Annotated in this window: 25 protein-coding genes; 5 read left to right on the top strand and 20 right to left on the bottom strand. The window is 27.2% G+C overall.

Annotation, left to right across the window (positions count from 1 at the left end; genetic code table 11):
- Positions 1-11: 11 nt before the first annotated feature.
- The 4 genes from ACAN_RS01755 to ACAN_RS01740 form a co-directional block, all read right to left on the bottom strand.
- Positions 12-941, bottom strand: coding sequence for an AEC family transporter (locus tag ACAN_RS01755; protein ID WP_099335339.1), 930 nt, complete (start codon positions 939-941; stop codon positions 12-14).
- The gene (locus ACAN_RS01750) at positions 942-1,517 is read right to left on the bottom strand and encodes a hypothetical protein (protein WP_099335340.1); all 576 of its coding nucleotides are present in this window, start codon (positions 1,515-1,517) and stop codon (positions 942-944) included.
- 1 nt (position 1,518) lies between these two features.
- A complete protein-coding gene (locus ACAN_RS01745; RefSeq protein ID WP_099335341.1) occupies positions 1,519-2,445 on the bottom strand; it encodes an AEC family transporter in 927 nt (308 codons plus the stop codon).
- 296 nt (positions 2,446-2,741) lie between these two features.
- Positions 2,742-3,692: a ketopantoate reductase family protein gene (locus tag ACAN_RS01740; RefSeq protein WP_099335342.1), complete on the bottom strand. Its 951-nt coding sequence runs from the start codon at positions 3,690-3,692 to the stop codon at positions 2,742-2,744.
- 73 nt (positions 3,693-3,765) lie between these two features.
- Between ACAN_RS01740 and maf the strand changes: the two genes are divergently transcribed.
- Positions 3,766-4,311 (top strand): septum formation inhibitor Maf, encoded by a 546-nt coding sequence (maf, locus tag ACAN_RS01735; protein ID WP_099335343.1) that lies wholly within the window; start codon positions 3,766-3,768, stop codon positions 4,309-4,311.
- Between the two features lie 10 nt (positions 4,312-4,321).
- The gene (locus tag ACAN_RS01730) at positions 4,322-4,714 is read left to right on the top strand and encodes a tautomerase family protein (protein WP_099335344.1); all 393 of its coding nucleotides are present in this window, start codon (positions 4,322-4,324) and stop codon (positions 4,712-4,714) included.
- On the opposite strand, the gene ACAN_RS01725 is transcribed toward ACAN_RS01730, so the two are convergent.
- The 10 genes from ACAN_RS01725 to gap form a co-directional block, all read right to left on the bottom strand.
- Positions 4,706-6,238 carry a BCCT family transporter gene (locus ACAN_RS01725; protein ID WP_099335345.1) on the bottom strand — a complete coding sequence of 511 codons (1,533 nt, stop codon included), beginning with the start codon at positions 6,236-6,238 and terminating at the stop codon, positions 4,706-4,708. The genes ACAN_RS01730 and ACAN_RS01725 overlap by 9 nt on opposite strands.
- Positions 6,239-6,464: 226 nt before the next feature.
- A complete protein-coding gene (dxs, locus tag ACAN_RS01720; protein WP_099335346.1) occupies positions 6,465-8,264 on the bottom strand; it encodes a 1-deoxy-D-xylulose-5-phosphate synthase in 1,800 nt (599 codons plus the stop codon).
- A gap of 11 nt (positions 8,265-8,275) precedes the next feature.
- Positions 8,276-9,382 carry a histidinol-phosphate transaminase gene (gene hisC / locus ACAN_RS01715; RefSeq protein ID WP_099335347.1) on the bottom strand — a complete coding sequence of 369 codons (1,107 nt, stop codon included), beginning with the start codon at positions 9,380-9,382 and terminating at the stop codon, positions 8,276-8,278.
- Between the two features lie 64 nt (positions 9,383-9,446).
- The gene (gene pheA / locus ACAN_RS01710) at positions 9,447-10,514 is read right to left on the bottom strand and encodes a prephenate dehydratase (RefSeq protein ID WP_079579778.1); all 1,068 of its coding nucleotides are present in this window, start codon (positions 10,512-10,514) and stop codon (positions 9,447-9,449) included.
- Entirely contained in the window at positions 10,511-11,290 is a 780-nt protein-coding gene (locus tag ACAN_RS01705; protein WP_099335348.1) for an HAD-IIA family hydrolase, read from the bottom strand. Before ACAN_RS01705 ends, pheA begins: the two co-directional genes overlap by 4 nt.
- A 1-nt stretch (position 11,291) precedes the next feature.
- On the bottom strand, positions 11,292-12,500 hold the full coding sequence (gene lysA / locus ACAN_RS01700) for a diaminopimelate decarboxylase (protein WP_099335349.1): 1,209 nt from the start codon (positions 12,498-12,500) through the stop codon (positions 11,292-11,294).
- 147 nt (positions 12,501-12,647) lie between these two features.
- A complete protein-coding gene (fabI, locus tag ACAN_RS01695) occupies positions 12,648-13,475 on the bottom strand; it encodes an enoyl-ACP reductase FabI (protein ID WP_079579781.1) in 828 nt (275 codons plus the stop codon).
- On the bottom strand, positions 13,476-14,186 hold the full coding sequence (locus ACAN_RS01690) for a triose-phosphate isomerase (protein ID WP_099335350.1): 711 nt from the start codon (positions 14,184-14,186) through the stop codon (positions 13,476-13,478). It lies immediately after the preceding gene.
- Between the two features lie 2 nt (positions 14,187-14,188).
- On the bottom strand, positions 14,189-15,385 hold the full coding sequence (locus ACAN_RS01685) for a phosphoglycerate kinase (RefSeq protein WP_099335351.1): 1,197 nt from the start codon (positions 15,383-15,385) through the stop codon (positions 14,189-14,191).
- Between the two features lie 8 nt (positions 15,386-15,393).
- Positions 15,394-16,392 carry a type I glyceraldehyde-3-phosphate dehydrogenase gene (gap, locus tag ACAN_RS01680; protein WP_099335352.1) on the bottom strand — a complete coding sequence of 333 codons (999 nt, stop codon included), beginning with the start codon at positions 16,390-16,392 and terminating at the stop codon, positions 15,394-15,396.
- Between the two features lie 91 nt (positions 16,393-16,483).
- Between gap and nadD the strand changes: the two genes are divergently transcribed.
- Positions 16,484-17,038, top strand: a complete 555-nt coding sequence (gene nadD / locus ACAN_RS01675; RefSeq protein WP_099335353.1) for a nicotinate (nicotinamide) nucleotide adenylyltransferase — start codon at positions 16,484-16,486, stop codon at positions 17,036-17,038.
- Position 17,039: 1 nt separating this feature from the next.
- Complete coding sequence (rsfS, locus tag ACAN_RS01670; protein WP_079579786.1) at positions 17,040-17,366, top strand: ribosome silencing factor; 327 nt, start codon at positions 17,040-17,042, stop codon at positions 17,364-17,366.
- A 129-nt stretch (positions 17,367-17,495) separates the two neighbouring features.
- Here the strand turns inward: rsfS and argS are convergent, their stop codons facing one another.
- Together argS and tatA are read right to left on the bottom strand one after the other, a co-directional pair.
- On the bottom strand, positions 17,496-19,085 hold the full coding sequence (argS, locus tag ACAN_RS01665; protein WP_099335354.1) for an arginine--tRNA ligase: 1,590 nt from the start codon (positions 19,083-19,085) through the stop codon (positions 17,496-17,498).
- A gap of 15 nt (positions 19,086-19,100) precedes the next feature.
- On the bottom strand, positions 19,101-19,337 hold the full coding sequence (tatA, locus tag ACAN_RS01660; protein WP_079579788.1) for a twin-arginine translocase TatA/TatE family subunit: 237 nt from the start codon (positions 19,335-19,337) through the stop codon (positions 19,101-19,103).
- A 616-nt stretch (positions 19,338-19,953) separates the two neighbouring features.
- Between tatA and ACAN_RS01655 the strand changes: the two genes are divergently transcribed.
- Positions 19,954-20,445, top strand: a complete 492-nt coding sequence (locus tag ACAN_RS01655) for a helix-turn-helix domain-containing protein (protein ID WP_079579789.1) — start codon at positions 19,954-19,956, stop codon at positions 20,443-20,445.
- On the opposite strand, the gene crcB is transcribed toward ACAN_RS01655, so the two are convergent.
- The 4 genes from crcB to purQ are packed head-to-tail and all read right to left on the bottom strand — an operon-like array spanning position 20,442 to position 23,416.
- Entirely contained in the window at positions 20,442-20,831 is a 390-nt protein-coding gene (crcB, locus tag ACAN_RS01650; protein WP_099335434.1) for a fluoride efflux transporter CrcB, read from the bottom strand. The two genes, ACAN_RS01655 and crcB, sit on opposite strands and share 4 nt — an antisense overlap.
- Positions 20,821-21,504: a lysophospholipid acyltransferase family protein gene (locus ACAN_RS01645; protein ID WP_099335433.1), complete on the bottom strand. Its 684-nt coding sequence runs from the start codon at positions 21,502-21,504 to the stop codon at positions 20,821-20,823. Before ACAN_RS01645 ends, crcB begins: the two co-directional genes overlap by 11 nt.
- Positions 21,491-22,696, bottom strand: coding sequence for a hypothetical protein (locus ACAN_RS01640; RefSeq protein WP_099335432.1), 1,206 nt, complete (start codon positions 22,694-22,696; stop codon positions 21,491-21,493). Before ACAN_RS01640 ends, ACAN_RS01645 begins: the two co-directional genes overlap by 14 nt.
- Positions 22,697-22,744: 48 nt before the next feature.
- The gene (gene purQ / locus ACAN_RS01635; RefSeq protein ID WP_079579806.1) at positions 22,745-23,416 is read right to left on the bottom strand and encodes a phosphoribosylformylglycinamidine synthase I; all 672 of its coding nucleotides are present in this window, start codon (positions 23,414-23,416) and stop codon (positions 22,745-22,747) included.
- Positions 23,417-23,419: the final 3 nt, after the last annotated feature.

Here is a 23,419-nt window from a genome sequence, read left to right as displayed (position 1 = left end):
AAAAAATTATATCAAAATCCTCCATATAAAACTATCATAATAGGAATATACACTATTGAAAATATAGTACTTAATAAAACTGTAAATGTTGCTTTTTCAGGTTTTATTCCATTTATAATAGCTAAAGTAACTCCATTATTTGCAATAGGAACAATTGAGAATAAAAACATTACTTTATAAATATCTTCATCATTTATAAAATGTATTACTGTTTTATCTATATATATAAATAAAATAACCATTCCTGGCCAATATACATATTTAAAAAAGAAGTTTAAAAAGATAAATTTTTTATCTAAATCTTCACTCTTTTTCAAACCAACTAATCCCATACCTAAAATCATCATCCCCAAAATTCCATATACACCTTTAAATTGTGAAGTATATACAAATAACTCTTCTGGTATTTTTACACCAAATAAGTTACATAAAAGTCCAAATATAAAAGCATAAACAACAGGTAATCTAAAAACCTTTATTAATGATTCTCTAACAGTAAAATTACTTTTTGCAGTTATATAAAATCCTGTTGTATTTCCATAAAAAATAAATGCTAATTGAACAAAAATATAAATATCTGCAATATGAGGTTCAAAAAATAAAACAGCCAAAGGAATACCAAAATAGCCTGCATTTCCTGTTCCTGCATTAAAAGCTAAAATATTTGAAGTAGCATCACTCCAATGCTTTTTAAAAATATTATAGACAATAATTGCAGTAAAAGAACAAAAAAGATAAAAAAAGATTGGCATAATTGCCAAACTAAAATCTATTTTTACACTAATAGTTGAAGAAAAAACTACAACAGGAGTTATTATATAAATAATCAATTTTGCAATTGATTCTTTTTTCACTTCTAAAACTTTAACACTTAAATAGCCAAGTAGTATATTTATATACAAAGGCGTAATTTTCAATAATAATATAAAAAATAGACTCATTTAATCCAAATACCTATTGCTTTCTTTAGAAAAATAAGAGTAAAAATTTGCCATTTTTACCAAACTTTTATCGTAATTTTCTAAAAATCTTTTTTGATTTATATATTCACTTTTATAAGAGTGTTTATATTTACTTATTAACTCTTTTGAAAGTTTACCCTCATAATCTAAGATAAATTTTGAACTATTAGCACCATAAACAAAAATAAGATTTATATAAGAGTTATCATTTATTAAATATGTAGTAAACTCATAAGTATCAAAGTCATACTGCTCTACAATTTTCATGCTTTTTATTTTTAGTGTTTGTTTAAATAGCTCTTCAAAAAAACCTCTTTCAAAACCATTCCATTTACAACTACTATCTAAGTTTATATACTCAATAAATAGTTTTCCATACTCTTTATCATCTACATTTGATATATATGAAAAATTTGCACAAGGATGAAATGTAGCAATAGTTTTACTATTTTTTAAATCTAAAGTTTTACTTGGTAATTTTATATTGCTTACATTAAAACTTAAACATCCACTTACAAAAAATGATACAAATATAAATATATATAGTTTTTTCATCTTAAAATCCTCCATAAAGTGCTAAAACCACTGGTATATAAACAACCGATATTAAAGTACTTAAAAGTACTGTAAAACTTGCTTTTTGGGGTTTTGCTTTTAATAAAATAGCTAAAGTTACAGTATTACCTGCTAAAGGTACAATTGACATTAAAAATAAGACTTTATAAATATCTTCATTTAAAAAATTGAAAAATGTTTTATCAGCAAAAATAATTATTAACATAGCCAAAGGCCAAAATACAAATTTATATAAATAGGCTACTTTCATATACTTCTTATCAAAATCTTCTTCTAAATTAAAACCTTTTAAACCCATACCAAGCATCATCATTCCAAGTATTCCATATGCCCATTTTAAATTCTCAAAATATGGAATTACAAAATCTGGAGTATTTACACCATTTAAATTTAATATAATTCCTAAAATAAAAGCATATACTAAAGGAAGTCTTAGTATCTTTTTAATAGATTCAATTGCTGTAAAATTTCCTTTTGCAGTAACATAAAAGCCAACTGTATTTTCATATAATAAAGAAGCCAAAGTTACAAAAATAAATATATTTACAACTTGAGGTTCTAGTAAAATCATAGCTAAAGGAATTCCAAAATATCCAGTGTTTCCTGTACCACAAGTAAAAGCTAAAGTATTAATACTTGAATCAGTCCAATATTTTTTATATCTAATAAGAATATAAAAAGCAATGGCACTTCCAAATAAAAATATAAATATTGGTAAAAATGCTATTTGTACATTGATTTGTATGGATATGGTTGCAAAAAATATTACAATTGGACCTAAAATATATACTAATATAAATGCAATAATATCTCTTCTTACTTTAAAATATTTAGCAAGTAAATAACCAATAATAATATTTAAGTATAAAGGAAAAATCTTTCCAAGAAGAATAAAAAATAAGTACATAACTTTCCTTAAAATCTGAAAGACAATACTATAGCTAAAAATGAATTTAATAATGCATAATAATTTTTTAGTTTGAAGTTAATATAAAAAGAATAAGGAAGTAAATGTGATAATAAAAATCATGGAGAGGGAGAAAAATCCAGAATAAGTTTATAATAATTACACTATGTTTATATATTTTGTAGTAACAAATATATTTCACATTTACTTCTTATGCCGGAATTATAATAAATTTAGATGACTTTAGTATGACTTTTGACCCTCTTTATAAAAATTTTACAAATTTCATAAAAAAACTATTTTTTTACTCTTGATTTACTGTATTGCATATGTAAAATTGTTGCTATTGTTCTAGTATAAGGTGCGTCTAAACCTTGTTTCTCACAATTTTTTATAACTACACCACAAATATCATCAAGTTCTAAATCTCTATTATTTTTTTTATCTACCCACATTGAGGGAACTATTGATTCAAATTTTTTCATAAGTTCAAACATCTCATCAACATCACTTTCAGATATATTTACTTTTACAGCATGGGATGCTAGCCCTGCTTCTTTCATCAAGTTGTAAACTAATATTGAAGTCTCTTTTTTATTTATTAAGGTACCTGATTTTTCTTCAAGTAATGCACATATTGCATTTACACCATTATTTATAATCAATTTTTTCCATAATTCTAATTTTATATTATTTGTTAAAATTGTTGTAGTATTTGCATTATCAAGCTCTATTTTTAATTTTTCTAAAAACTCTTGTGAATGTTTTGTTGGCTTTATACTTCCAAGTATAGTTTGCACTTCTCCAACTGCTTCAACAAAACCTTGTTTTATTATATGAACAGCAATTAATCTTGTAAGTCCTCCTATTATAAACTCTTTTGGTAAATAATTTGCCATTTTATCTTCATTTTCTACCCCATTTTGCAAAGAGATAAAATATGGAATTTTATTTTTATTTTTTATCCATAATGATAATTTCTCACTTACTTCATTTGTACTCATAGATTTTGTTGCAATAAATACAGCATCTATACTATTAACATCAACTAATTTTAATTCATTTATTGATATTACATCTAGATAATCTTCAAAAATAAAATCTGGATGAGTAAGTTTTAATTTGTTATTTTTTAAGTATTTTAGGTTTTCACCTCTTGCTATAAACTTTACATTATGTCCTTGCATAAGTAATTTAACTCCATAAAAAGAACCAACTCCACCTGCACCTATAATAATAAAATTCATTTTTAATCCTATATCAATATTTTAAAATATATTATATACAAATTGAGTATAATTAAAATAAAAAAGGATTATTTTGATAAGACTTGGTTCAAATTCACCAACAAGAGCACTAATTTTAAAAAACTTTGGTATTGATTTTATTCAAAGTGGTGGAGAGTTTGATGAAGATAGTATAACAACAACAAATCCTAAATCATTTTGTTATGAAGCAACTAAAGGTAAATTTGATGAATTATACAAAAAATATACAGTTAAAGAGTTGCCTTTATTAGTTGCTGATAGTGTTGTTACATGTAACAATGAGCTTTTAAGAAAAGCAAAAAGTATTGATGATGCAAGAAGAATGTTAAATTTACAAAGTCAAAATAGTACTACTGTAATAACATGTATGATTTATAAGTCTTTAAATCTTGAGCTTATTGATATCTCTTCAACTACTTATGAATTTAATAAGTTTGATGAAAAACATATTCAAGAGTATTTAGACTCAGGTGAATGCATGGGAAAAGCTGGAGCTATTATGGTTGAGGGATTTTGTAAACCATATATTAAAAGTGTTAAAGGATATGAATCAACAGCTATGGGACTTTGTGTAGAGAAATTAAGACCATTTTTATAAAGGATAAATTATGCCTCATTTAAGATTTGAAATAAACAAAAAAGTATCAGATGATATAAAAGAAGAGTTTACTTTAAAAATAGAAGATGCTTTTTCAGAAGTTATGGATACAGCTAAAGGTCATATCGCAATTTCAATAAATGAAGTTGGCAAATATGATATTAGTATTGGAAGAGCTGTTAAAGGTGATGACATATGTTTAATGAGTTTAGATATTAGGCATGGAAGAACAATAGAACAAAGAAGAGAGTTAGCACTTAGATTTATGGCTATTGTAAATGAACTTTTTAAAGTTGACAATAGAAATCAATATTTAACTTATACAAAACATGAGGGAGAAGACTTTCATCTAATTGAAAGGTATCTTCCCTCATGGACACTAAATGAAGACTTTTTAGCTTAAGCCTTGTTCTTTATGCATTTTTTTAGCTACTGTTATAGAGTTAAAAAGAGATGGCAAAAGAATCAAAGATACAGGAACAGCAGTTATTACAATAAATGATTGTAAGGCTGTTATTCCTCCTGAACCAACAGAAATTAAAATTATTGCTAAAGCGCCCATAAGTACTCCCCAAAAAACTCTTAAGTAAGCATTTGGTTCTGTACTTCCACTTACAACTACACTCATTGTATATGTCATTGAGTCCCCTGTAGTTATAATAAAAATAGTAGTTAAAACTAAAAATAATATTGAAATAATCAAAGGAAAAGGAAGATTTTGCGTAATAGCAAGAAGTGCAGCTGGTAAATTAAAGCCTTTAAATGCTTCACTAATTACTCCAGGTTCTGCAATTTCATATGATAATCCAGCTCCTCCTACAATAGTAAACCAAAACATTGTTACAAGTGGTGCTATAAAAGATACTGCTAAAATTAACTCTTTTATACTTCTTCCTCTACTTATTCTTGCAATAAATATAGCCATCATTGGACCATAACCTATAAACCAACCCCAAAAGAAAACTGTCCACCAACCAAGCCATGAAGTATCAGCTCTATATGTTGCAATTGGTATAAAATTATTAAGCATATTTCCAACACCTTGAATATAACTATTAATAATAAAATTTGTTGGACCTAAAATGATTATAAATACAACTAAAAAAAGAGCTAAATATACATTATATCTACTAAGGATTTGAATACCTTTTGTTAGTCCACTAAGTGCAGATAAAGTATAAATGATTATTGCAAATATAATAATACTAGATTGTGTTAAAAAACTATTTGGTATATTAAATAATTCATGTAGTGAATATGAAATTTGTAAACCTAAAAAACCTATTGGACCTATTGTTCCAGCAGCAACTGCAATAATACAAAAACCATCTACAATTGAACCAAACTTTCCATGTATAACTTTTTCTTTAAATACAAAATAAAGAAGTGTTCTAGGTTTTAAAGGCAGACCTTTTTCATAGTGTAAATACATCAATACAATTGAAGTTAATGTTCCTAAAATTGCCCAAGCTAAAAATCCCCAGTGTACAAAAGATTGAGATAATGCATTAATAGCTTTTTGAAAGTTTGAGTCGGTTTGTTCAAATATTGGAGGTGGTGTTATAAAATGTGCAATTGGTTCCCCTGCTGCCCAAAAAACACCTCCTCCTGCTAAAAGAGTACAAAGTATTATTGCTATCCATTGAAATGTACTCATCTCTGGTTTATTTAACTTTCCTAAAATTACACTTCCTGTTTTTGAAAAAGCTAAATATACACCAATTAGAAAAGTCAAAAGTAATAAAACTTGCCAATAAGCTCCAAAGACTTTTGAAGACCATGCAAATCCATCATTTACTAAAGTTGATAATAGTTTTGCATCAATAAATGATATTAAAACAAATGATACTAAAAATAGCGTACTAAAAAGCAAAGTGATTTTATCTATTTTTTCTGTGTTTTGTAGATTTTGTTTGTTTACATCCACAAGTTACCCTTTATAATTTATTGTGAAATTTGATAAAATACAAAAATTAATATATTTAAAATCACTTATATTAAAATAGAATAAATTTTGAAAGTATTTAAAATTTAAGTAGTATCTTTAGAAGATTATATTTAAGGATATAAATTTTGTAATTTATAGTTTCGCGCGTATTCTAACCAAAAAAAATTATGTTTTCTTTAAAAATAATAAAAAAGTAGAAAAAATTTTATATTTTCTCTACTAATTGTTTTGCAGTTAATTCTAAACTCTCTTCAACTTTAGAAGTCTCACCATGGACAATAAAGTGGTCTTCATACTCAAAAGAAGTAATATTTACACAAAGTTTTGCTTCATTTACATACTCTAAAATTGCACTTGCAACTCCACCTTGTTTTTGAGAATCACTAAAAACATACCATTTGTCATATTTTGAAGCAAGAGCACTTAGCATTTTTCCATCAAGTGGTTTTACAAATCTCAAATCTAAAATAGCAATATCTTCTTCATGAAGCTTTTCTGTTTCACAAGCTCTTGAAACTCCAGCTCCATATCCAATAAACAGCTTATTTGAACTTCCTTCTTTTAAAAGTTGAGATTTACCAAGCTCAAAAGGTGTTGATTCATAGCCAAGTTCTTTAAATGCACCCCTTGGATATCTAATAGCACAGGGTTTATCTAAGGTATATGAAAAATCAATTGCTTGATGTAAAGATTGATTATCTCTTGGTGCAAAAAGAATCATGTTTGGTAAAAATCTTAAATATGAAATATCAAAAGCACCTTGATGTGTTTCCCCATCATTTCCTACAATTCCTGCTCTATCAATTGCAAAAACAACAGGTAATCCCATAATACATACATCATGAATTATTTGATCAAATGCTCTTTGTAAAAAAGTAGAATATATAGTAATATATGGTTTAAAGCCCTCTTTTGCCATTGCTGCCATTGAAGTTACTGCATGTTGTTCTGCAATTGCAATATCCCAAAATCTATTTGGATGCTCTTTCATTAATCTGTCTATACCTGTTCCACTAGGCATTGCAGCTGTTACTCCAACTACATCATCATGTTCATTTGCTAATGCACTTAAAGCATCAGCATATACAGCTGTTGCAGACTTTGCTCCTGCTTTTTTCTTAAACTCTCCTGTTTTTACATCAAAAGGTCCAACTCCATGCCATTTCTCATTTTGACCCTCAGCAATAGCATAACCTTTTCCTTTTACTGTTTTAGCATGAACAATAACTGGTTTTTTAAGATCTTTTGCTATTTGTAAAGTATCAATTATTTCTTCAAGATTATGACCATCAATTGGTCCAATATAATCAATACCCATCTCTTCAAAAATCACACCTGGAGTAATAAGCTTTATGCTCTCTTCAATCTTTTTAGCAATATAATTAGCACCCTCTGGTAACTTTTGTATAATGCTTTTGTCTATTCTATCTCTAAGTTTTTGATAAAATTTTCCTGCTAAAATTTTACTCAGATATTTTGAAATTGATCCAATTGGTTTGGCTATACTCATTTCATTGTCATTAAGAATTATTATAACTGGAAGTTTAATATCTCCCAATTCATTTAATGCTTCATAAACCATTCCTGCTGTCATAGAACCATCACCTATCATAACAACAGGAACTCTTTGTTCATCATTGATTCTAATAGCTTTTGCTGCACCTACAGCTAGTGAGATAGAAGTAGAGCTATGCCCTGCTACAAAATAATCAGCACTACTCTCTTTAGGTTTTGTAAATCCACTTAATCCACCAAATTGTCTAATTGTTTCAAACTCTTCCCACCTATTTGTTAAAAGCTTATGGGGATAACATTGATGAGAAACATCAAAAATAAATGGATCACTTTGGACATCAAAAACTTTGTGCATTGCAACTGTTAATTCAACTGCACCTAATGTTGAACTAAAATGTCCTCCATTTCTGGATACTACATCAATAATTCGTTCTCTAATTTGAGTACAAAGTTCTTCTAATTCGCCTAAATCTCTACTCTTTACATTCATAACAAAATCTTCTATTTTAAATTTTTTAATACTTCATCCAATACTTTTAATACTCTTGTATTTTGTTCATCACTTCCAATAGTAATTCTTATTGCATTAAGATTATAACTTTTTAAATCTCGAACAATTATACCCTCTTGAAGTAAATTTTGTGCAACTTCTGAAGAGTTATAGATATTACCAAACTTAATAGTTATAAAATTTGTATAACTTTCAATAAAAGAAAAACCTTTAGTTTTTGCATAATCTTCATATCTTTTCATTTGTTCAAAGTTTTTTCTTATACAATCAGTTACAAACTCTTCATCTTTTAAAGCTTCTATTGCTGCTGCTAAAGATAGTGTAGTAATATTAAAAGGAGGTCTTAATTTATAAAGATTTTGAATAATCTCTTTTTTTGCAATACCATATCCAACTCTCATACCACCTAAAGCATAAGCTTTTGAAAATGTTCCAAGATAAATTACATTTGGAAATTTTGAAATAAGTTCATCAACTACTATTATTTTATTTTCATCTTTAAAAGCTGCATATTCATGATATGCTCCATCAACAACTACTAAAGTTTTTTCATCTACTTCTTCTAAAAATGAATAAACATCTTTAGTATCTAAGCACTCTCCTAAAGGATTATTAGGTAAACACAAAAATACCATATCAGGTTTATGCTCTTTATAAAGTTTTCTAAATTGATCTAAATTATGCTCATCATCTTCTGTTCTAATAACCTTAGCACCCGTTTGTTTACCATATATTTCATACATTGCAAAAGTTACATTGCTCATAAGAAGTTTTGAGTTTTCATCACACTTTGCATGAATAGCAAACTCCAATATTTGATCACTTCCTGAACCAATAATTATATTAGAACTTTCAACTTTAAACTTACTTGCTAAAGCCTCTTTTAATTCAAACATGGAATCATCTGGATACATGAACATATTTTTTGCAATATCTTGAATCTTTTTTGTAACTTTTGGTGAAGTTCCATATGGATTCTCATTTGATGCAAGTTTTATTATATCTTTTTCATCTACTCCATATTCTCTTATTACAAGCTCAATTGGTTTACCAGCTTCATATATTTTTACATCATCTAAAACTTTATTAAATTGCATTTTTCTTCCTAATTATAAACTTCGATTTTAACACTTTAGTTTTAAAAAAAACTAAATTTTTTTATTAGATATCATCTGCTTCTTTTACATAAGATCCTAAAAATTTTATACTATCTTTATGTTTTGTAAATATTTTTTGTATATGTTCATCATCTTTATGACCATCAAAATCAATAAAAAAGATTGAATCACCCTCTACTATATGTGATTTTATTTTAGTAAGATTTATTTTAGCCTCGTTAAAATCAGTTAAAAACTCAACTAATGCACCACTTTTATTTGGAAGTTTCACTAAAACTGATGTTTTATCTTTTCCGCTTCTTGCATTTTCAAAATCACTAACAATGAAAAATCTTGTTCTATTATTATCTTTATCTTCAATATTCTCAAATAGTATTGGAAGATTATACATCTTTGCGCCAACATGAGAACAAATAGCAGCACTTCCTTTTTCTTTTAATGCATATTGTACTGCTTTTGTTGTTGATTCAACAGGAATAAGCTCAACCTCATCAAGTCCAACATTTTCTAAAAATTTTCTACACTGTTCAAAGGCAATATCTTTTGAATAAATCTTTTTAATATCTTTAACTTTATCACATGTTGTAGCTAAAGTATGATGTATATCTAATATAACCTCAGCAATAATTTTTAAATCATATTTTGTTAAACAGTTTATAGTATCACTTACAATTCCATTTGACGAATTTTCTATTGGAATAACACCAAACTTTGCTTTTTTTGTATAAACTTCTCTAAATACACCTTTTATTGAAGCTATTGGTAAATATGAACTCATAGCACCAAATCTAGTCTCAGCAGCTTGATGCGTAAAACTTCCAGCAGGTCCTAAAAAAGCTACATTTTCAGGTAATTCAAAATTTCTTGATATTGCAAACACTTCTAAAAAAAGTGCTTCTATTGCTCTTCTATTTAGCTTTCCTGTATTAATCTTATCAAGTCTATCAATAATAGCTCTTTCTCTTTCAGGTCTATAAATAGAACCCCCACTATTAGCTTTTAAAACTCCAACTTGATGAACGATATCCATTCTTTTATTAATTAAATCTAGTAGTTCATTATCGATACTATCAAGCTTATTTCTTAACTCTTCTAATCCCTTCTCACTCATAAATTTCTCCCTTTTAAAAGTGCTAAAACTTCACTCATATCTTTACAAATATTATCAGGTTTTTCTTCTTGCTTTAGTGTAGGTAAAACTTCATTTGCATCTTTAATCTTACCACTTAAAACTAATACTGCTTTCATTCCAAGCTTTTTAGCTCCAAGCAAATCACCCATCATATCATCACTTATTATAGTAATTTTATCAAAGTTATCACAATTAAGTAGTTTTCTAGCTTCATTATAAAAATTAAAACTTGGCTTTCCAACAACTTTATAATCTTTATTTACAGCAAATTTAATCATACTCATAATTGCACCAACACCTGGATATCTTGATCCATCTTTTGAATAAATAGATGTTTCATGCATTCCAATTAAATCATCAGTTTTTAAAGCACACTCAATCATTTTAGAGTAATCTTCATTTGTATACTCTTTTTTTATTGATACAATTAATGTTTCTGGATTATCATATTCAAGTTCATATTCCATTTGTGTTAAAACCTTTGGAAAACTATCTTGTCCAAAAGCTGCAACTTTTCTCTTTTTTGCAACATCTTTTAAAATAACAAAAGGATCAATATAATTTTTTTCTTTTATATTAAATCCTAAATCTTTTAAAAACTGCAAAAACTCTTTACTTAATTTTTTTGTGTTGTTTGTAATTACAACATAAGGTATATTATTCTCATTTAGATAATCTATAAACTCTATTGAACCTGCTATTGGTTCTTTATTTATATCATCAATTAAAGTACCTTGAACATCTATAAAAAACATTTTATTTTATATATTCCTCTTCAAGTGCGATTATATCTTCAAAAGTCTCTCTTTTTCTAATTAATCTATCTTTTCCATCTTCATAAGCTATTTCAGCAACTTTACCTCTTGTATTATAATTACTTGCCATTGTAAAGCAATAAGCCCCTGCACTATAAATTGCAACTAAGTCATCATGTTGCGTTTTTGGAAGCTGTACGTCTTTTGCGAAAAAATCACCACTTTCACAAACTGGACCTACCAAATTACAATCGCTAAACTCTTGATTATCATTTAAAACTTCAACTTTATGGTAAGCATTATACAAACTTGGTCTTAGCAAATCATTCATAGCTCCATCAACTATTACAAATCTTTTATTCCCATTTACTTTTTCATATAAAACTTTAGTAACAAAAACTCCAGAATTCCCAACTAAGAATCTTCCTGGTTCACAAACTACTGTAATATCTAAACCAAATAAACACTCTAATATTGACTGTGCATACTCATTTGTATCTATAAGTTTTTCATCATCATAAATAATACCTAAACCACCACCAACATCAAAAAAAGATAGTTCAATTTTAATAGCAGCAAGATTTTTAACTAAATCTGAAACAATTTTTACAGACTCTTTAATTGGTTCTAATTGCGTTAATTGTGAACCTATATGTAAATGAATACCTCTTGGTTCCAAATAATCTGAATTTTTACATTGAATATACATTCTTTTAGCTGTGTCTATATCTACTCCAAACTTATTCTCATGTAATCCAGTTGATATATATGGATGTGTTTGTGGATCAATATTTGGATTTACTCTTACAGATATTCTTGCAACAACATCAAGCTCTTTTGCTATTTGTTCAACTCTATTAAGCTCTGCATCACTTTCAACATTTATCATCAAAATGCCTAGATTTAAAGCCTCTTTTATTTCACTATCAATTTTTCCTACTCCAGAAAATATTATTCTATATGCAGGTATTCCTACTTTTAAGGCTCTTTTTACTTCTCCAATTGATACACAATCAGCACCTGCACCTAAATTTGCCAAATGTTTAATAACACTTAAATTTGAATTTGCTTTTACTGCATATGCAACTAGTGACTTTCTTGCTTTAAATGAACTTTTAAGTTCATTATACTGCTTTGTTATATGATCAAAATCATAAACATAATATGGTGTTTGATATTTATTAGCTAACTCTTTAAAATTAATACTCATTCTTTTCCCTATGATTCATAAAATTTCAATTTAAAACTTCAATAAATTCTAAATAAAAACTTCTTTTTTTAAATAAAAAGCAATGAAAGGCTTAGCCTAGAAATTTACTTTTAGTAAAAATCTAAGCTAATATTTTTTAATAAAATACTATTTATCAGTACCATTCCAAGCAATTGATGGTCTACCATTTTCATCAAAGTTAACAGCTGGCATTCCCATTAGATTATACCCACAATCAACATAATGAATCTCTCCTGTTACTGCACTACTTAAATCAGAAAGTAGATACATTCCAGAGTTTCCAACTTCACTTGTTGTTACATTTTTCTTTAATGGTGAGTGTGCCTCATTCCATTTAAGCATAAATCTAAAATCTCCAATTCCAGCAGCTGCTAAAGTTTTAATAGGACCTGCACTAATTGCATTTACTCTTGTTCCATCTTTACCTAAATCTTCAGCTAAATATTTTGTAGTCATTTCTAAAGCTGCTTTTGCAATACCCATTAAATTATAGTTTGGAATATACTTAGCTCCACCATAATAAGTTAATGTAAGTACTGAAGAGTTTTCACTTAAAAGTGGTTTTAACTCTCTTACTACTTCAATTAATGAATAAACAGATATATCCATAGCAATATCAAACGCCTCTTTAGAAATATCATAAAATCTTCCTGAAAGTCCCTCTTTTGGTGCAAATGCAATTGAGTGAACAATAAAATCAATTTTACCCATATCTTTTTCAAGTGATTCTTTTAATGCTTTAATCTCTTCTGGTTTACTCACATCACAAGGATAAACATAATCAGAGCTTCCAAACTCAGCAGCGATTGGTTCAACTCTTTTTTTTAGTGAATCATTTAAATATGTAAAAGCAATTTGCGCACCTTGTTCAGCACAAGCTTTTGCAATACCATATGCAATTGATTTATTATTTGCAACCCCTAAAATAACACCTTTTTTACCCTTCATAATCATCTAAATATCCTTTGTTTTTTCTATAATTTCAATAAAATCTTCTTTATTCCAAGAAGCAGTTCCAATTAATGCACCATCAACATTATTTAAAGAGCAAATCTCTTTTACATTATCTACTTTTACGCTTCCACCATAAAGTAAAGGTTTAGAAATTTTCTTTTTAATAGCATTGTGTACATTAACAATATCATCACTTGTAGCAGTAACTCCTGTTCCTATAGCCCAAACTGGTTCATATGCTAAAATTAGATTCTCATAATTTGTATCAATTCCTACAAATTGCTCATATATATACTCTAATGTTTTTTCCAAGCCTTGCTCTTTTACTTCTAAAGGCTCTCCTATACAATAAATAATTTTATATCCAAGCTCTTTGTAAAAATTAAATTTTTGAGCTATTTGCTCTTGAGTTTCACCTAAAATATGTCTTCTTTCACTATGTCCAATTAAAATTGTCTTAATACCAAACTCATCTAATTGAGATGTTCCTATTTCACCTGTAAAAGAACCTTTTATTGTGGCATATGCATTTTGTGTTCCAAGTCTTAGGTTTGGTACTGTATTAAAAGTATCAAGACTTGTAGCTGTTGGAAAAACAATTATTTCATTTTTGATACTATTCTTTTTCAAATAATCATTTACAAAAGATACAAACTCTTTTGTTGATTGCCTTGTATGGTTAGTTTTAAAATTTGATGCAATAATTACCATTTTTAACCTTCAATTACCAGTGCTCTAACACCTGGAAGAATTTTTCCTTCAATTAACTCCAAAGATGCTCCACCACCTGTACTTATAAATGTCATATCATCTTCATCACCCGTAACTCTAACTAAATCAGCAGTATCTCCACCACCAACTACAGTTGTTGCATATGAACTTGCTACTGCATGAGAAATTTTTGCACTACCCTTTGCAAATTTATCCATTTCATAAACACCCATTGGTCCATTCCATAAAATTGTATGTGCATCTTCAAGTGCTTGTGAAAAAAGTAATGCAGTTGCTGGTCCTATATCAAGACCCATCCAGTTTTTAGGTATTTCTTGAACTGTTGTTGCTTTTGCAAAAGACTCTTCATCAAAAGACTCAGCTACAACTACATCAACAGGAAGATAGAATTTAACTCCTAACTCTTTTGCTTGTTCCATTATTTTAGCAGCTTCTAAAATTAAATCATCTTCAACCAAAGAGTTTCCAACTTCATAACCTAAGGCTTTTAAAAATGTAAATGCCATTCCTCCACCAATAATAATCTTATCAACTTTAGGTACAAGATTATAAAGTGCTTCTAGTTTTCCTGAAACTTTAGAACCACCAACTATTGAAACAAAAGGTCTTTTAGGTTCATTTACTATGTGATAAAAGAATTTAATCTCTTTTGCAAGTAAAAAACCTGCTGCTTTATGATTTATATCAAAATATTTTGATATCCCCTCAACAGAGGCATGAGCTCTATGAGAAACCCCAAAAGCATCATTTATATAAATATCTGCCATTGAAGCTAATGTTTTACTTAAATGTTCATCATTTTTTGTTTCACCAGCTTCAAATCTCATATTTTCAAGTAATAAAATTTCACCACTTTTTAGTTCATTAGCCATTTTTAAAGTCTCTTGACCAATAACATCTTGTGCCATTTTAATATCTTGTTTTAATAATGTATGCAATCTTTTTGCTATTGGTTTTAAAGAGTATTTTTCCTCAAAACCATTTTTAGGTCTACCAAAATGTGAAGCTAAAATAACAGAACAATCATTATCAATACAATATCTTATTGTATTTAAAGCACTTCTAATTCTTCTATCATCTGTAATATTATTATATTCATCAGTTGGTACATTAAAATCACATCTAATAAATACTTTCTTTCCTGAAATATCTATATTTTTAATCTCTTGTAAATTCATCAGCTTCCTTATTTATTAGCTACAAAAATAGCCATATCAATAAGTCTTGAAGAGTAACCCCACTCGTTGTCATACCAAGTCATAACTTTAATCATATCTTCACCAATTACTTGTGTTAAATCACTTGCAATTATTGTAGAGTTAGTATTTCCAACTAAGTCACTTGAAACCATCATCTCATTATCAACTGCAATAATTCCTGCAAGCTCTTTTGCTTTTGCCTCAAATAGTGCATTTACTTCTTCTTTTGTAGTTTTTTTACTAACTACTAAGTTTACATCAACCATTGAAACATTTGGAGTTGGAACTCTAACACTTTGACCATGTAGTTTTCCATCAAGTTGTGGCATAACAAGTTTCATAGCTTTTGCAGCACCTGTTGTAGTTGGAATCATATTAAGAGCCCCTGCTCTTGATCTTCTTTTATCTTTTTTATGTTTAACATCAAGAATATTTTGATCATTTGTATATGAATGAATTGTTGTCATTAATCCTTTTTCAATACCAAATGCATCATCAAGTACTTTTGCAACAGGACCTAAACAATTTGTCGTACAAGAGGCATTTGAAACAATTGCTTCACCTTTGTATTTATCTTCATTTACACCCATTACAAATGTAGGAGTATCATCTTTTGCAGGAGCAGACATTACAACTTTTTTAGCTCCATTATCTAAATGTATTTGGCATTTTTCTTGAGTAAGATAAGCACCTGTACACTCTAAAATAACTTCTGCACCACACTCTTTTGTAAATGTTAATTCACTTGCATCTCTTGTTGAGTACAATTTTGCCTTAACATTTCCCATTATTAAATAATCATTTTCTACTTTTACTTCACCGTCAAATGTTCCATGAACAGTATCATATTTTGTAATATATTCTAACATTTCAGGTGTTGCAGTATCGTTTATTGCTACTAGTTCAACATCATCTCTATTAGCAATAATTCTTGCAACACATCTTCCAATTCTACCAAAACCATTTATTGCAACTTTTACAGCCATACTATACCTTTATATTTATTTGTAAATTTTAGATATTTTATCCAAAAATTGCTATAATATTATTTAATTATATACTAAAAGGATAAAATGAGTGCGTATAGCAGTGTTTGGAGGTAGCTTTGATCCACCTCATATTGCACATGAAAAAATTGTTTTTGAAGCATTAGAAAAGCTTGATATTGATAAACTTTTTATTGTGCCAACATACTTAAACCCTTTTAAGGCAGATTTTCATTTAGAACCAAAAAGTAGATTTATGCTACTAGAAAAACTTTTTAAAAATGAAGAGAAAATAGAAATTTGTGATTTTGAAATTAAACAAAATAGAAAAGTTCCTTCATATGAAACAATTTCATATTTAAAAAAATATCATGATTTATCAAAAATATATTTGATTATTGGAAGTGATAATTTTAAAAGTTTAGAAAAATGGTATAAAATAGATCTATTAAAAAAAGACGTAGAATTCGTTCTTGCAAAAAGAATTGGCTTTTTAAATGAAAATTTAGATAGTATAAAAACTTTAAACATAGATATTGATATTAGTTCAACTAATCTAAGAAACAATATCGACTTAAAATATATCCCAAAAAAAATACAAAATGATGTAAAAACATTATTTAAAACCAACAAAAAAGGCAATTAAATTGAACAAAACGATTGAAAAAATAAGAGATATTCTTGATGAAAAGAAAGCAGAAAACATTGAAGTTTTAGATTTATCACAAAAAGATTACATAGTTGATTATGTAGTTATTGCAACTACATTAAACTCAAAGCATGCTTTTTCTTTATTAAATTACTTAAAAACAGAATTAAAACCTGATGGTGAAGAGTTTTTAAGAGTTGATGAAGATGATGATTGGACTATTATAGATTTAGGTGATGCATTTATTCATCTTATGAGTGAATCTCACAGAGAAAAATATAATTTAGAAGAGTTCTTAGAAGAGTTAAAACAAAGCAAAGAGTAAATACTCTTTGCTACTCTTGTCCTGTAAGAAGTCTATTATAATTTCCAGCAGCATGCTTAGCACCACCCATATTACCTGTAAGTATTGCATATCCTACGATAACTATGAAAATTAAAATAAACCATTTCATTACATAATCTCCTTCGCCTTTATTCCTAAAAGATTTAAAGTAACTTTTATTGTAAGTGCTACTAAACTTAATACCTTTAGATATTTATTTTGCTCTTCTGAATCAATAATTTTATAATCATTATAAAACTTATGTACAGATGAAGCAATAGAGTTTAAATAATCTGTTACTTTTTGCATATCTCTTTTAAGAAATGCTTCTTGTAAAATTGATGGTAAAAGAAGTGATTCATATACTAAATTTATAGCATCTTGGTTTAATCCATCAAAACTTTCACCTACTACATCATCAAAAGTTAAATTTGCTTTTTTAAAAACTTGGTTTATTCTAGCATATGCATAATTAATATAAAAAACGGGATTTGAACTATCTTGATTTTTTAAGATATCTAAATCAAACTCTAAGTGAGTATCACTTTTTTTAGTTAAAAATACAAATCTTAAAGCATCAGAACCAATCTCTTGTGATATATCACTCATCAAAATTACATTTCCTGCTCTTTTACTCATTTTATATGGTTCTCCACCTTTAAGCAACTGAACCATTTGAGATAAAAGCACTTCAAGTTTTGAAGAATCATTTCCTAAAAACTCAATTGCAGCCTTAACTCTTGTAATATATCCATGGTGATCTGCACCCCAAATATTTATATATCTATCATATGCTCTATCATATTTATTTTTATGATAGATAATATCTCCAGCAAGATAAGTAGGTATTTTATTGTCTCTTACAACAACTCTATCTACATCATCTCCAAACTGTGTTGATTTAATCCAAATCTTTTCATCTTTTTCATATAAAGAGCCATTTTTTTCTAAAACCTCTTTTGTTTTTTCCCAAGATGAATACAAAGATTTCTCACTAACATAGTTATCAAACTCAATTCCTATATCAGCCATATCTTTTTTAATAATCTCCAAAACCTTATTTTTTGCAAAATCTGCAAGTTCAAGATATCTTGACTCATCATTAAAAATATCTGTTCCAAACTCTTTTTCAACATCTTGTGCAATATCAAAAAGATAATCGCCTCTATAATATTTTTCTGGATACTCAACTTCTTGTTTTAAGATTGACTCTTTTCCTGCTAGGGCTAAAGATAAACCTAATAGATCCATTTGAGCACCAGCATCATTTACATAATACTCTGTTGTAATATCATAACCTAAGTGTCTTCCAATTCTAGCTAGTGTATCACCTGCAATTGCTCCTCTTGCATGTCCAATATGTAAAGGACCTGTAGGATTTGCACTTACATACTCTAAAAGAATTTTCTCATTTGCATTCTCTTGTTTTGCATAATTTTCACCTAAAGATAATGACTCTTCACAAAGTTTTTGCAAAAAAAGTGATGAAAGCTTAAAATTTATAAAACCTTTCACAGCTTCAACTTTTTCAAACATTTCACTCTCTTCAAACTTTAAAGCCAATTCATTTGCAATTATCATAGGAGATTTCTTTAACTCTTTTGCTAAAGAAAATGCAACTGGTGTTGCAAAATGTCCTAATGTTATATCTTTTGGTTTTTCAAGTACAACATCTTTTTCTAATACTTCTTCAATATAATTTTTAACTATTTTTTGCAATCTATCATCTCTTTTTTATACAGTTTTAGATTCTTCTTTTTTCTCTTCTTTTTTAGCTTCACTTTTTTTATCTAATTCATCAACTTTATCAGTGCTTGCAACTTCTTCGTTTTCATCATCTTTTACTGCTTTTTTAAAGTTTTTGATACCACTACCTAAACCTTTAGCTAGTTCTGGTATTTTTTTACCTCCAAATAGTAATAACACTACTAAAGCAATTAAAATCCATTCTACTCCACCTGGCATACCCATCGTAGACTCCTTATAATTTTTTACAGATTATATCTACTTAATACTTAAAAATTTTGTTTAATTTCTTATATCTTCTTTTTATAATATTTTTTTTGCTATGTTTACAAAATTAGTATTTTATTTTAATAAAAAATATTATAAAAATTATAAAAAAACAATAATTTATAGAAAATGAATATTTAATAATTTTATTTTTAAACTATAATAAAAGTTCTGGCTACATAATTTTATTAAAAATAAATTATTTTTTACCAAAAAATATATTTTATTTAGCTTGAAATTCCATTTTTAGCATTTGATTATAAAAATAAGTAAAAAATTTATTTTATTCTTGTTTTTATCCAATCCTTATAAATAGCTACTTTGTCATATATATGTCACTTAATAGTCAAATAAAATGTCATTTTTTTTATAATAAAATTATGAGTTAAGAATAATAGAAAAAAATCGATTTTTTTGATTTTAGTCATTATTTATTTACTTTTTTTTGATATAATACTTTTTCAATTAAATTATTAATTAATTTATATTATTTAACTATACAATATATAATTTTTGTTATATTTTATTTAGTTAAACTGTAAGACAATTTAATGAAATATCAAAAAGGCAAAATATGGAAATTTATGAAAGAATTAATCAAATATTAAAAGAAAAAAAACTTACAAAAAAAGAGTTCGCTGCTAGATTACTTGCAGTAAATCCAAAAGTTAATAGAATAGGTGAGGCACCATCTGTGTCTTCAATATATGCTTACTTAAATGGTACATCATCAATTAAAGCTGATTTTATACCTTATATAGCAGAAGCATTAAATGTGGCAGAACAAGAGTTATTTGAAGATAACACAAATAGTAGAAGTAGATACTTAAAGTATATATTAAAAGATTTATCAAAGAATGAACTTGAATTAATAAAAAATAGAATTGAAGACTTATGTCATTGGGAACAAGAGATGACAAAACAAGTTGAAAAAATATATACTTATAAAACAAATAAGGATAAAATTGATGAGCTTATCTCATTACTTCCTTATATGCCAGATGCATTATATGACAATGTAGTTAAAAAAGTAAGAGAGATAAAAGATTTTACAGATAGTTACTAATGGTTAAGAAAAAACTGTAAAACTTTATATCCAAAAGCTGCTGCGAATATAGTACCAAAAACATTTAAAGCTATATTTGCAACAGCAAGTACAAAAGAGCTTTGAAAAAGAAAAAATGTCTCTATGGCAAATGTAGAGTAAGTAGTTAAAGCTCCTAAGAACCCTGTAGTTAAAAACATTTTTAAATTATCACTTAAATTATAATGAGCAAAAACTGCAAAAACCAAGCCTATTAAAAAACTTCCTAAAATATTTACAGCTAAAATACCTAAAGGAAACTCCAAAGGAACATATTTATTAGTAAAATGTACGGCATATGCTCTTGCAACTGCTCCAAAAAATCCACCAAAACCTATTGCTAAAATGGCAGACCAATTAAAACTCATTTTTTAATTCTTTTTTTAATATTTGATTCATTTTTTGTTCAGTTTGTTTAAACCAATCAGTATCTTTTGAAGCTTGAACAGGATCTAAATATATTACTTTTACAATACCTGGATTACATGTAAGTTTTTTTGAATCTAATATCTCTCTTGTATTTAGCATAACAACAGGCTGAACCCTTAATTTTAATTTATCAGCAAGCATCTTAGCACCACTTTTAAATGGAAGCATTGTTTTTCCATCGGTTCTTGTGCCTTCTGGAAAAATTGCAATTGGTCTTCCTTTTGATAATCTATCTTTTGATTCTCTTAATAATTTAACAAGCCCAGCTTTGTTCTCTCTATCAATAGATATCATTCTTGGAGCTTTTATAATATGTCCAAAAAAAGGTAAATCAGTAATCTCTTTTTTGGCTACCCATGCTAAATCTTTTGAGTGTATATACTCCATTACTATTATATCTAATAGACTTTGATGATTTAAAATAACCATATCACATGTTTCGTCTAAAGAACCCTCTTGCTCTAATTTTATTCCAAGAAAAAACATTTGAAACTTCATCCATATTTTTATTACTTTATGTGTATGGTTTCTAAATAAATACATGAAAAATATTGTAACCGCAACTGTTAAAGAAAATTGTATAACAACTAAGAGTGCTCTAATTCTTGACAAAACTATCTTCCTTTACCCATCCAATAACTTTATTACCATTATTATTGAACATAACTTTTATAAACTCATTTTTTTTATTTAATATCTCAACATTTTTAAAATTATCTAATTGATAAAAAATTGTTGATTTATTTGTTGGTAAAATATAAACCATTGTATTATTTTTCAATACAGCCTTTTTATTTGGCATTAAATTTAAAATTGCAATTATTATTAAAATCAAAATTACTAGTAAATAACTCTTTTTTCTTTTCCAAATAAATAAAATGATAAAAATCAGTAAAAGTACTAATAAAGCAACTTTTTTATAAAGTTCAAGATTTGAACTGTTTGGATTTAAATCAGTTTGAGTACTTACTAACTCATTTTCTAACTCTAAAGGTATAGATATTCTTTGAAAACTTTTTGAAGTAGTATTAAAATATGTAAAGTTTAATCTTTTTTTGTGAATAGGTGCAACAACATAATATAATAGATGTTGTTCAGGATACTCATCTTCAATACTAGATATACCTTGATCTTTTGAAAAATCATTTAAATAAAAATCCTCTAAATTTGAATTTTTTGCATCTATATCTATTATTGTTAACAACTCATTATTATTGTATTGTTTAGTTTTATATGTATTTAAAATTAACTCACTAGCAATAACATTTGAAAAACTATTGTCACCTTTTGCTAATTTAGAAAATCTAATATCTTTTGGTTTTAAATATGCAAAATCTATTAATTGATCATTTTTGTATAATAAAACTTGAAATGTTGGCATTATAAAATCTTGCTCATAGGCTTTAAAATAGAATCTATTTTCAAAACTATTATTATCCACTGCCATCCAAGCTTGTTCTGGATTTAATACATTCATATTCTTTGAATCAACAAATCTTGTTTCAATTCTATCAAAATCCTCTGTTGTAATTAGTGCTTTAATACTAATCTCAAATCTTTGGTTTTTATATATATTTTGAGGAAACTGTATATATGATAAATATAAATTTTTTGATGTGGGAACTGTTTTAACATCTTCTTCATTTAAATAATCAAGTCCACTAGAAGAAAAAGTATCATCTTCTACTTGTGTATTTAACTGTTTATAAGCATCTTCTTGAAAAACTGAATTCTCTTCATTAGTAAAAGTTGTATTTGCAAATATAGTTTGTATAGTAAGTAATATTAGCAGTATTATTTTCATATTTTATCTCTTTTAAGTAAAAGTAGTAGAATTTTCTACTACTTTACTTTATTTAAAAAAGCCCTGCAGCATTTTTATTCCATCATCTCCACCAAGTAGTTGCTCTATTGCTCTTTCAGGATGAGGCATAAGTCCAAATATACTCTTTTCTTTATTACAAATTCCTGCAATTTGAGAAACAGAACCATTTAGATTTTGTTCATTTCCATCTTTATCACAATATTTTAATAATATTTGATTATTTGCTTCTAACTCTTTTAATCTTTCTTCATCAATAAAGTAATTACCATCATGATGTGCAACGGGAATATTAACAATATCACCAACATTTAACTCATTTAAAAATGCATTATCATTATTGATTACTTTTAAGTAATTAAATTTAGAAATAAAATGCAAAGAATCATTTCTTTTCATAGCTCCAGGAAGTAATCCAGCTTCTAAAAGAATTTGAAATCCATTACAAATACCTAAGACTTTACCGCCATTTGAAGCATATTCTTGCACAGCATTCATAATATTTGCAAATCTTGCAATTGCACCACTTCTTAAATAATCTCCATATGAAAATCCACCAGGTATTACTAAAAGATCAGTATTCTCTGGTAAAGTTGTATCTTTGTGCCAAATAATTTCTACATTACACCCAAGTTTTTCAAAGGCATACTTTGTATCATATTCACAATTTGTTCCGGGAAATTGTAATACTGTTACATTCATCAT

Origin of the sequence: Malaciobacter canalis (assembly GCF_008000835.1) — a bacterium.
Lineage (GTDB): Bacteria > Campylobacterota > Campylobacteria > Campylobacterales > Arcobacteraceae > Malaciobacter > Malaciobacter canalis.
The sequence above is the reverse complement of the archived record's forward strand: the minus strand, read 5'-3'. Positions and strand labels throughout refer to the sequence as shown.

Excerpts from the sequence above, each read along its gene's own strand:
- gap (WP_099335352.1), bottom strand. The coding sequence starts at position 16,392 with ATGGCTGTAAAAGTTGCAATAAATGGTTTTGGTAGAATTGGAAGATGT.
- ACAN_RS01640 (WP_099335432.1), bottom strand. The coding sequence starts at position 22,696 with ATGAAAATAATACTGCTAATATTACTTACTATACAAACTATATTTGCA.
- purQ (WP_079579806.1), bottom strand. The coding sequence starts at position 23,416 with ATGAATGTAACAGTATTACAATTTCCCGGAACAAATTGTGAATATGAT.
- lysA (WP_099335349.1), bottom strand. The coding sequence starts at position 12,500 with ATGAGTATTAATTTTAAAGAGTTAGCTAATAAATATCAAACACCATAT.
- crcB (WP_099335434.1), bottom strand. The coding sequence starts at position 20,831 with ATGAGTTTTAATTGGTCTGCCATTTTAGCAATAGGTTTTGGTGGATTT.
- hisC (WP_099335347.1), bottom strand. The coding sequence starts at position 9,382 with ATGCAATTTAATAAAGTTTTAGATGATGTAAAAATATATGAAGCTGGT.
- ACAN_RS01740 (WP_099335342.1), bottom strand. The coding sequence starts at position 3,692 with ATGAATTTTATTATTATAGGTGCAGGTGGAGTTGGTTCTTTTTATGGA.
- ACAN_RS01685 (WP_099335351.1), bottom strand. The coding sequence starts at position 15,385 with ATGAATTTACAAGAGATTAAAAATATAGATATTTCAGGAAAGAAAGTA.
- fabI (WP_079579781.1), bottom strand. The coding sequence starts at position 13,475 with ATGATTATGAAGGGTAAAAAAGGTGTTATTTTAGGGGTTGCAAATAAT.
- ACAN_RS01745 (WP_099335341.1), bottom strand. The coding sequence starts at position 2,445 with ATGTACTTATTTTTTATTCTTCTTGGAAAGATTTTTCCTTTATACTTA.
- ACAN_RS01730 (WP_099335344.1), top strand. The coding sequence starts at position 4,322 with ATGCCTCATTTAAGATTTGAAATAAACAAAAAAGTATCAGATGATATA.
- ACAN_RS01755 (WP_099335339.1), bottom strand. The coding sequence starts at position 941 with ATGAGTCTATTTTTTATATTATTATTGAAAATTACGCCTTTGTATATA.
- ACAN_RS01690 (WP_099335350.1), bottom strand. The coding sequence starts at position 14,186 with ATGGTAATTATTGCATCAAATTTTAAAACTAACCATACAAGGCAATCA.
- dxs (WP_099335346.1), bottom strand. The coding sequence starts at position 8,264 with ATGAATGTAAAGAGTAGAGATTTAGGCGAATTAGAAGAACTTTGTACT.
- ACAN_RS01705 (WP_099335348.1), bottom strand. The coding sequence starts at position 11,290 with ATGTTTTTTATAGATGTTCAAGGTACTTTAATTGATGATATAAATAAA.
- tatA (WP_079579788.1), bottom strand. The coding sequence starts at position 19,337 with ATGGGTATGCCAGGTGGAGTAGAATGGATTTTAATTGCTTTAGTAGTG.
- pheA (WP_079579778.1), bottom strand. The coding sequence starts at position 10,514 with ATGAGTGAGAAGGGATTAGAAGAGTTAAGAAATAAGCTTGATAGTATC.
- ACAN_RS01750 (WP_099335340.1), bottom strand. The coding sequence starts at position 1,517 with ATGAAAAAACTATATATATTTATATTTGTATCATTTTTTGTAAGTGGA.
- ACAN_RS01655 (WP_079579789.1), top strand. The coding sequence starts at position 19,954 with ATGGAAATTTATGAAAGAATTAATCAAATATTAAAAGAAAAAAAACTT.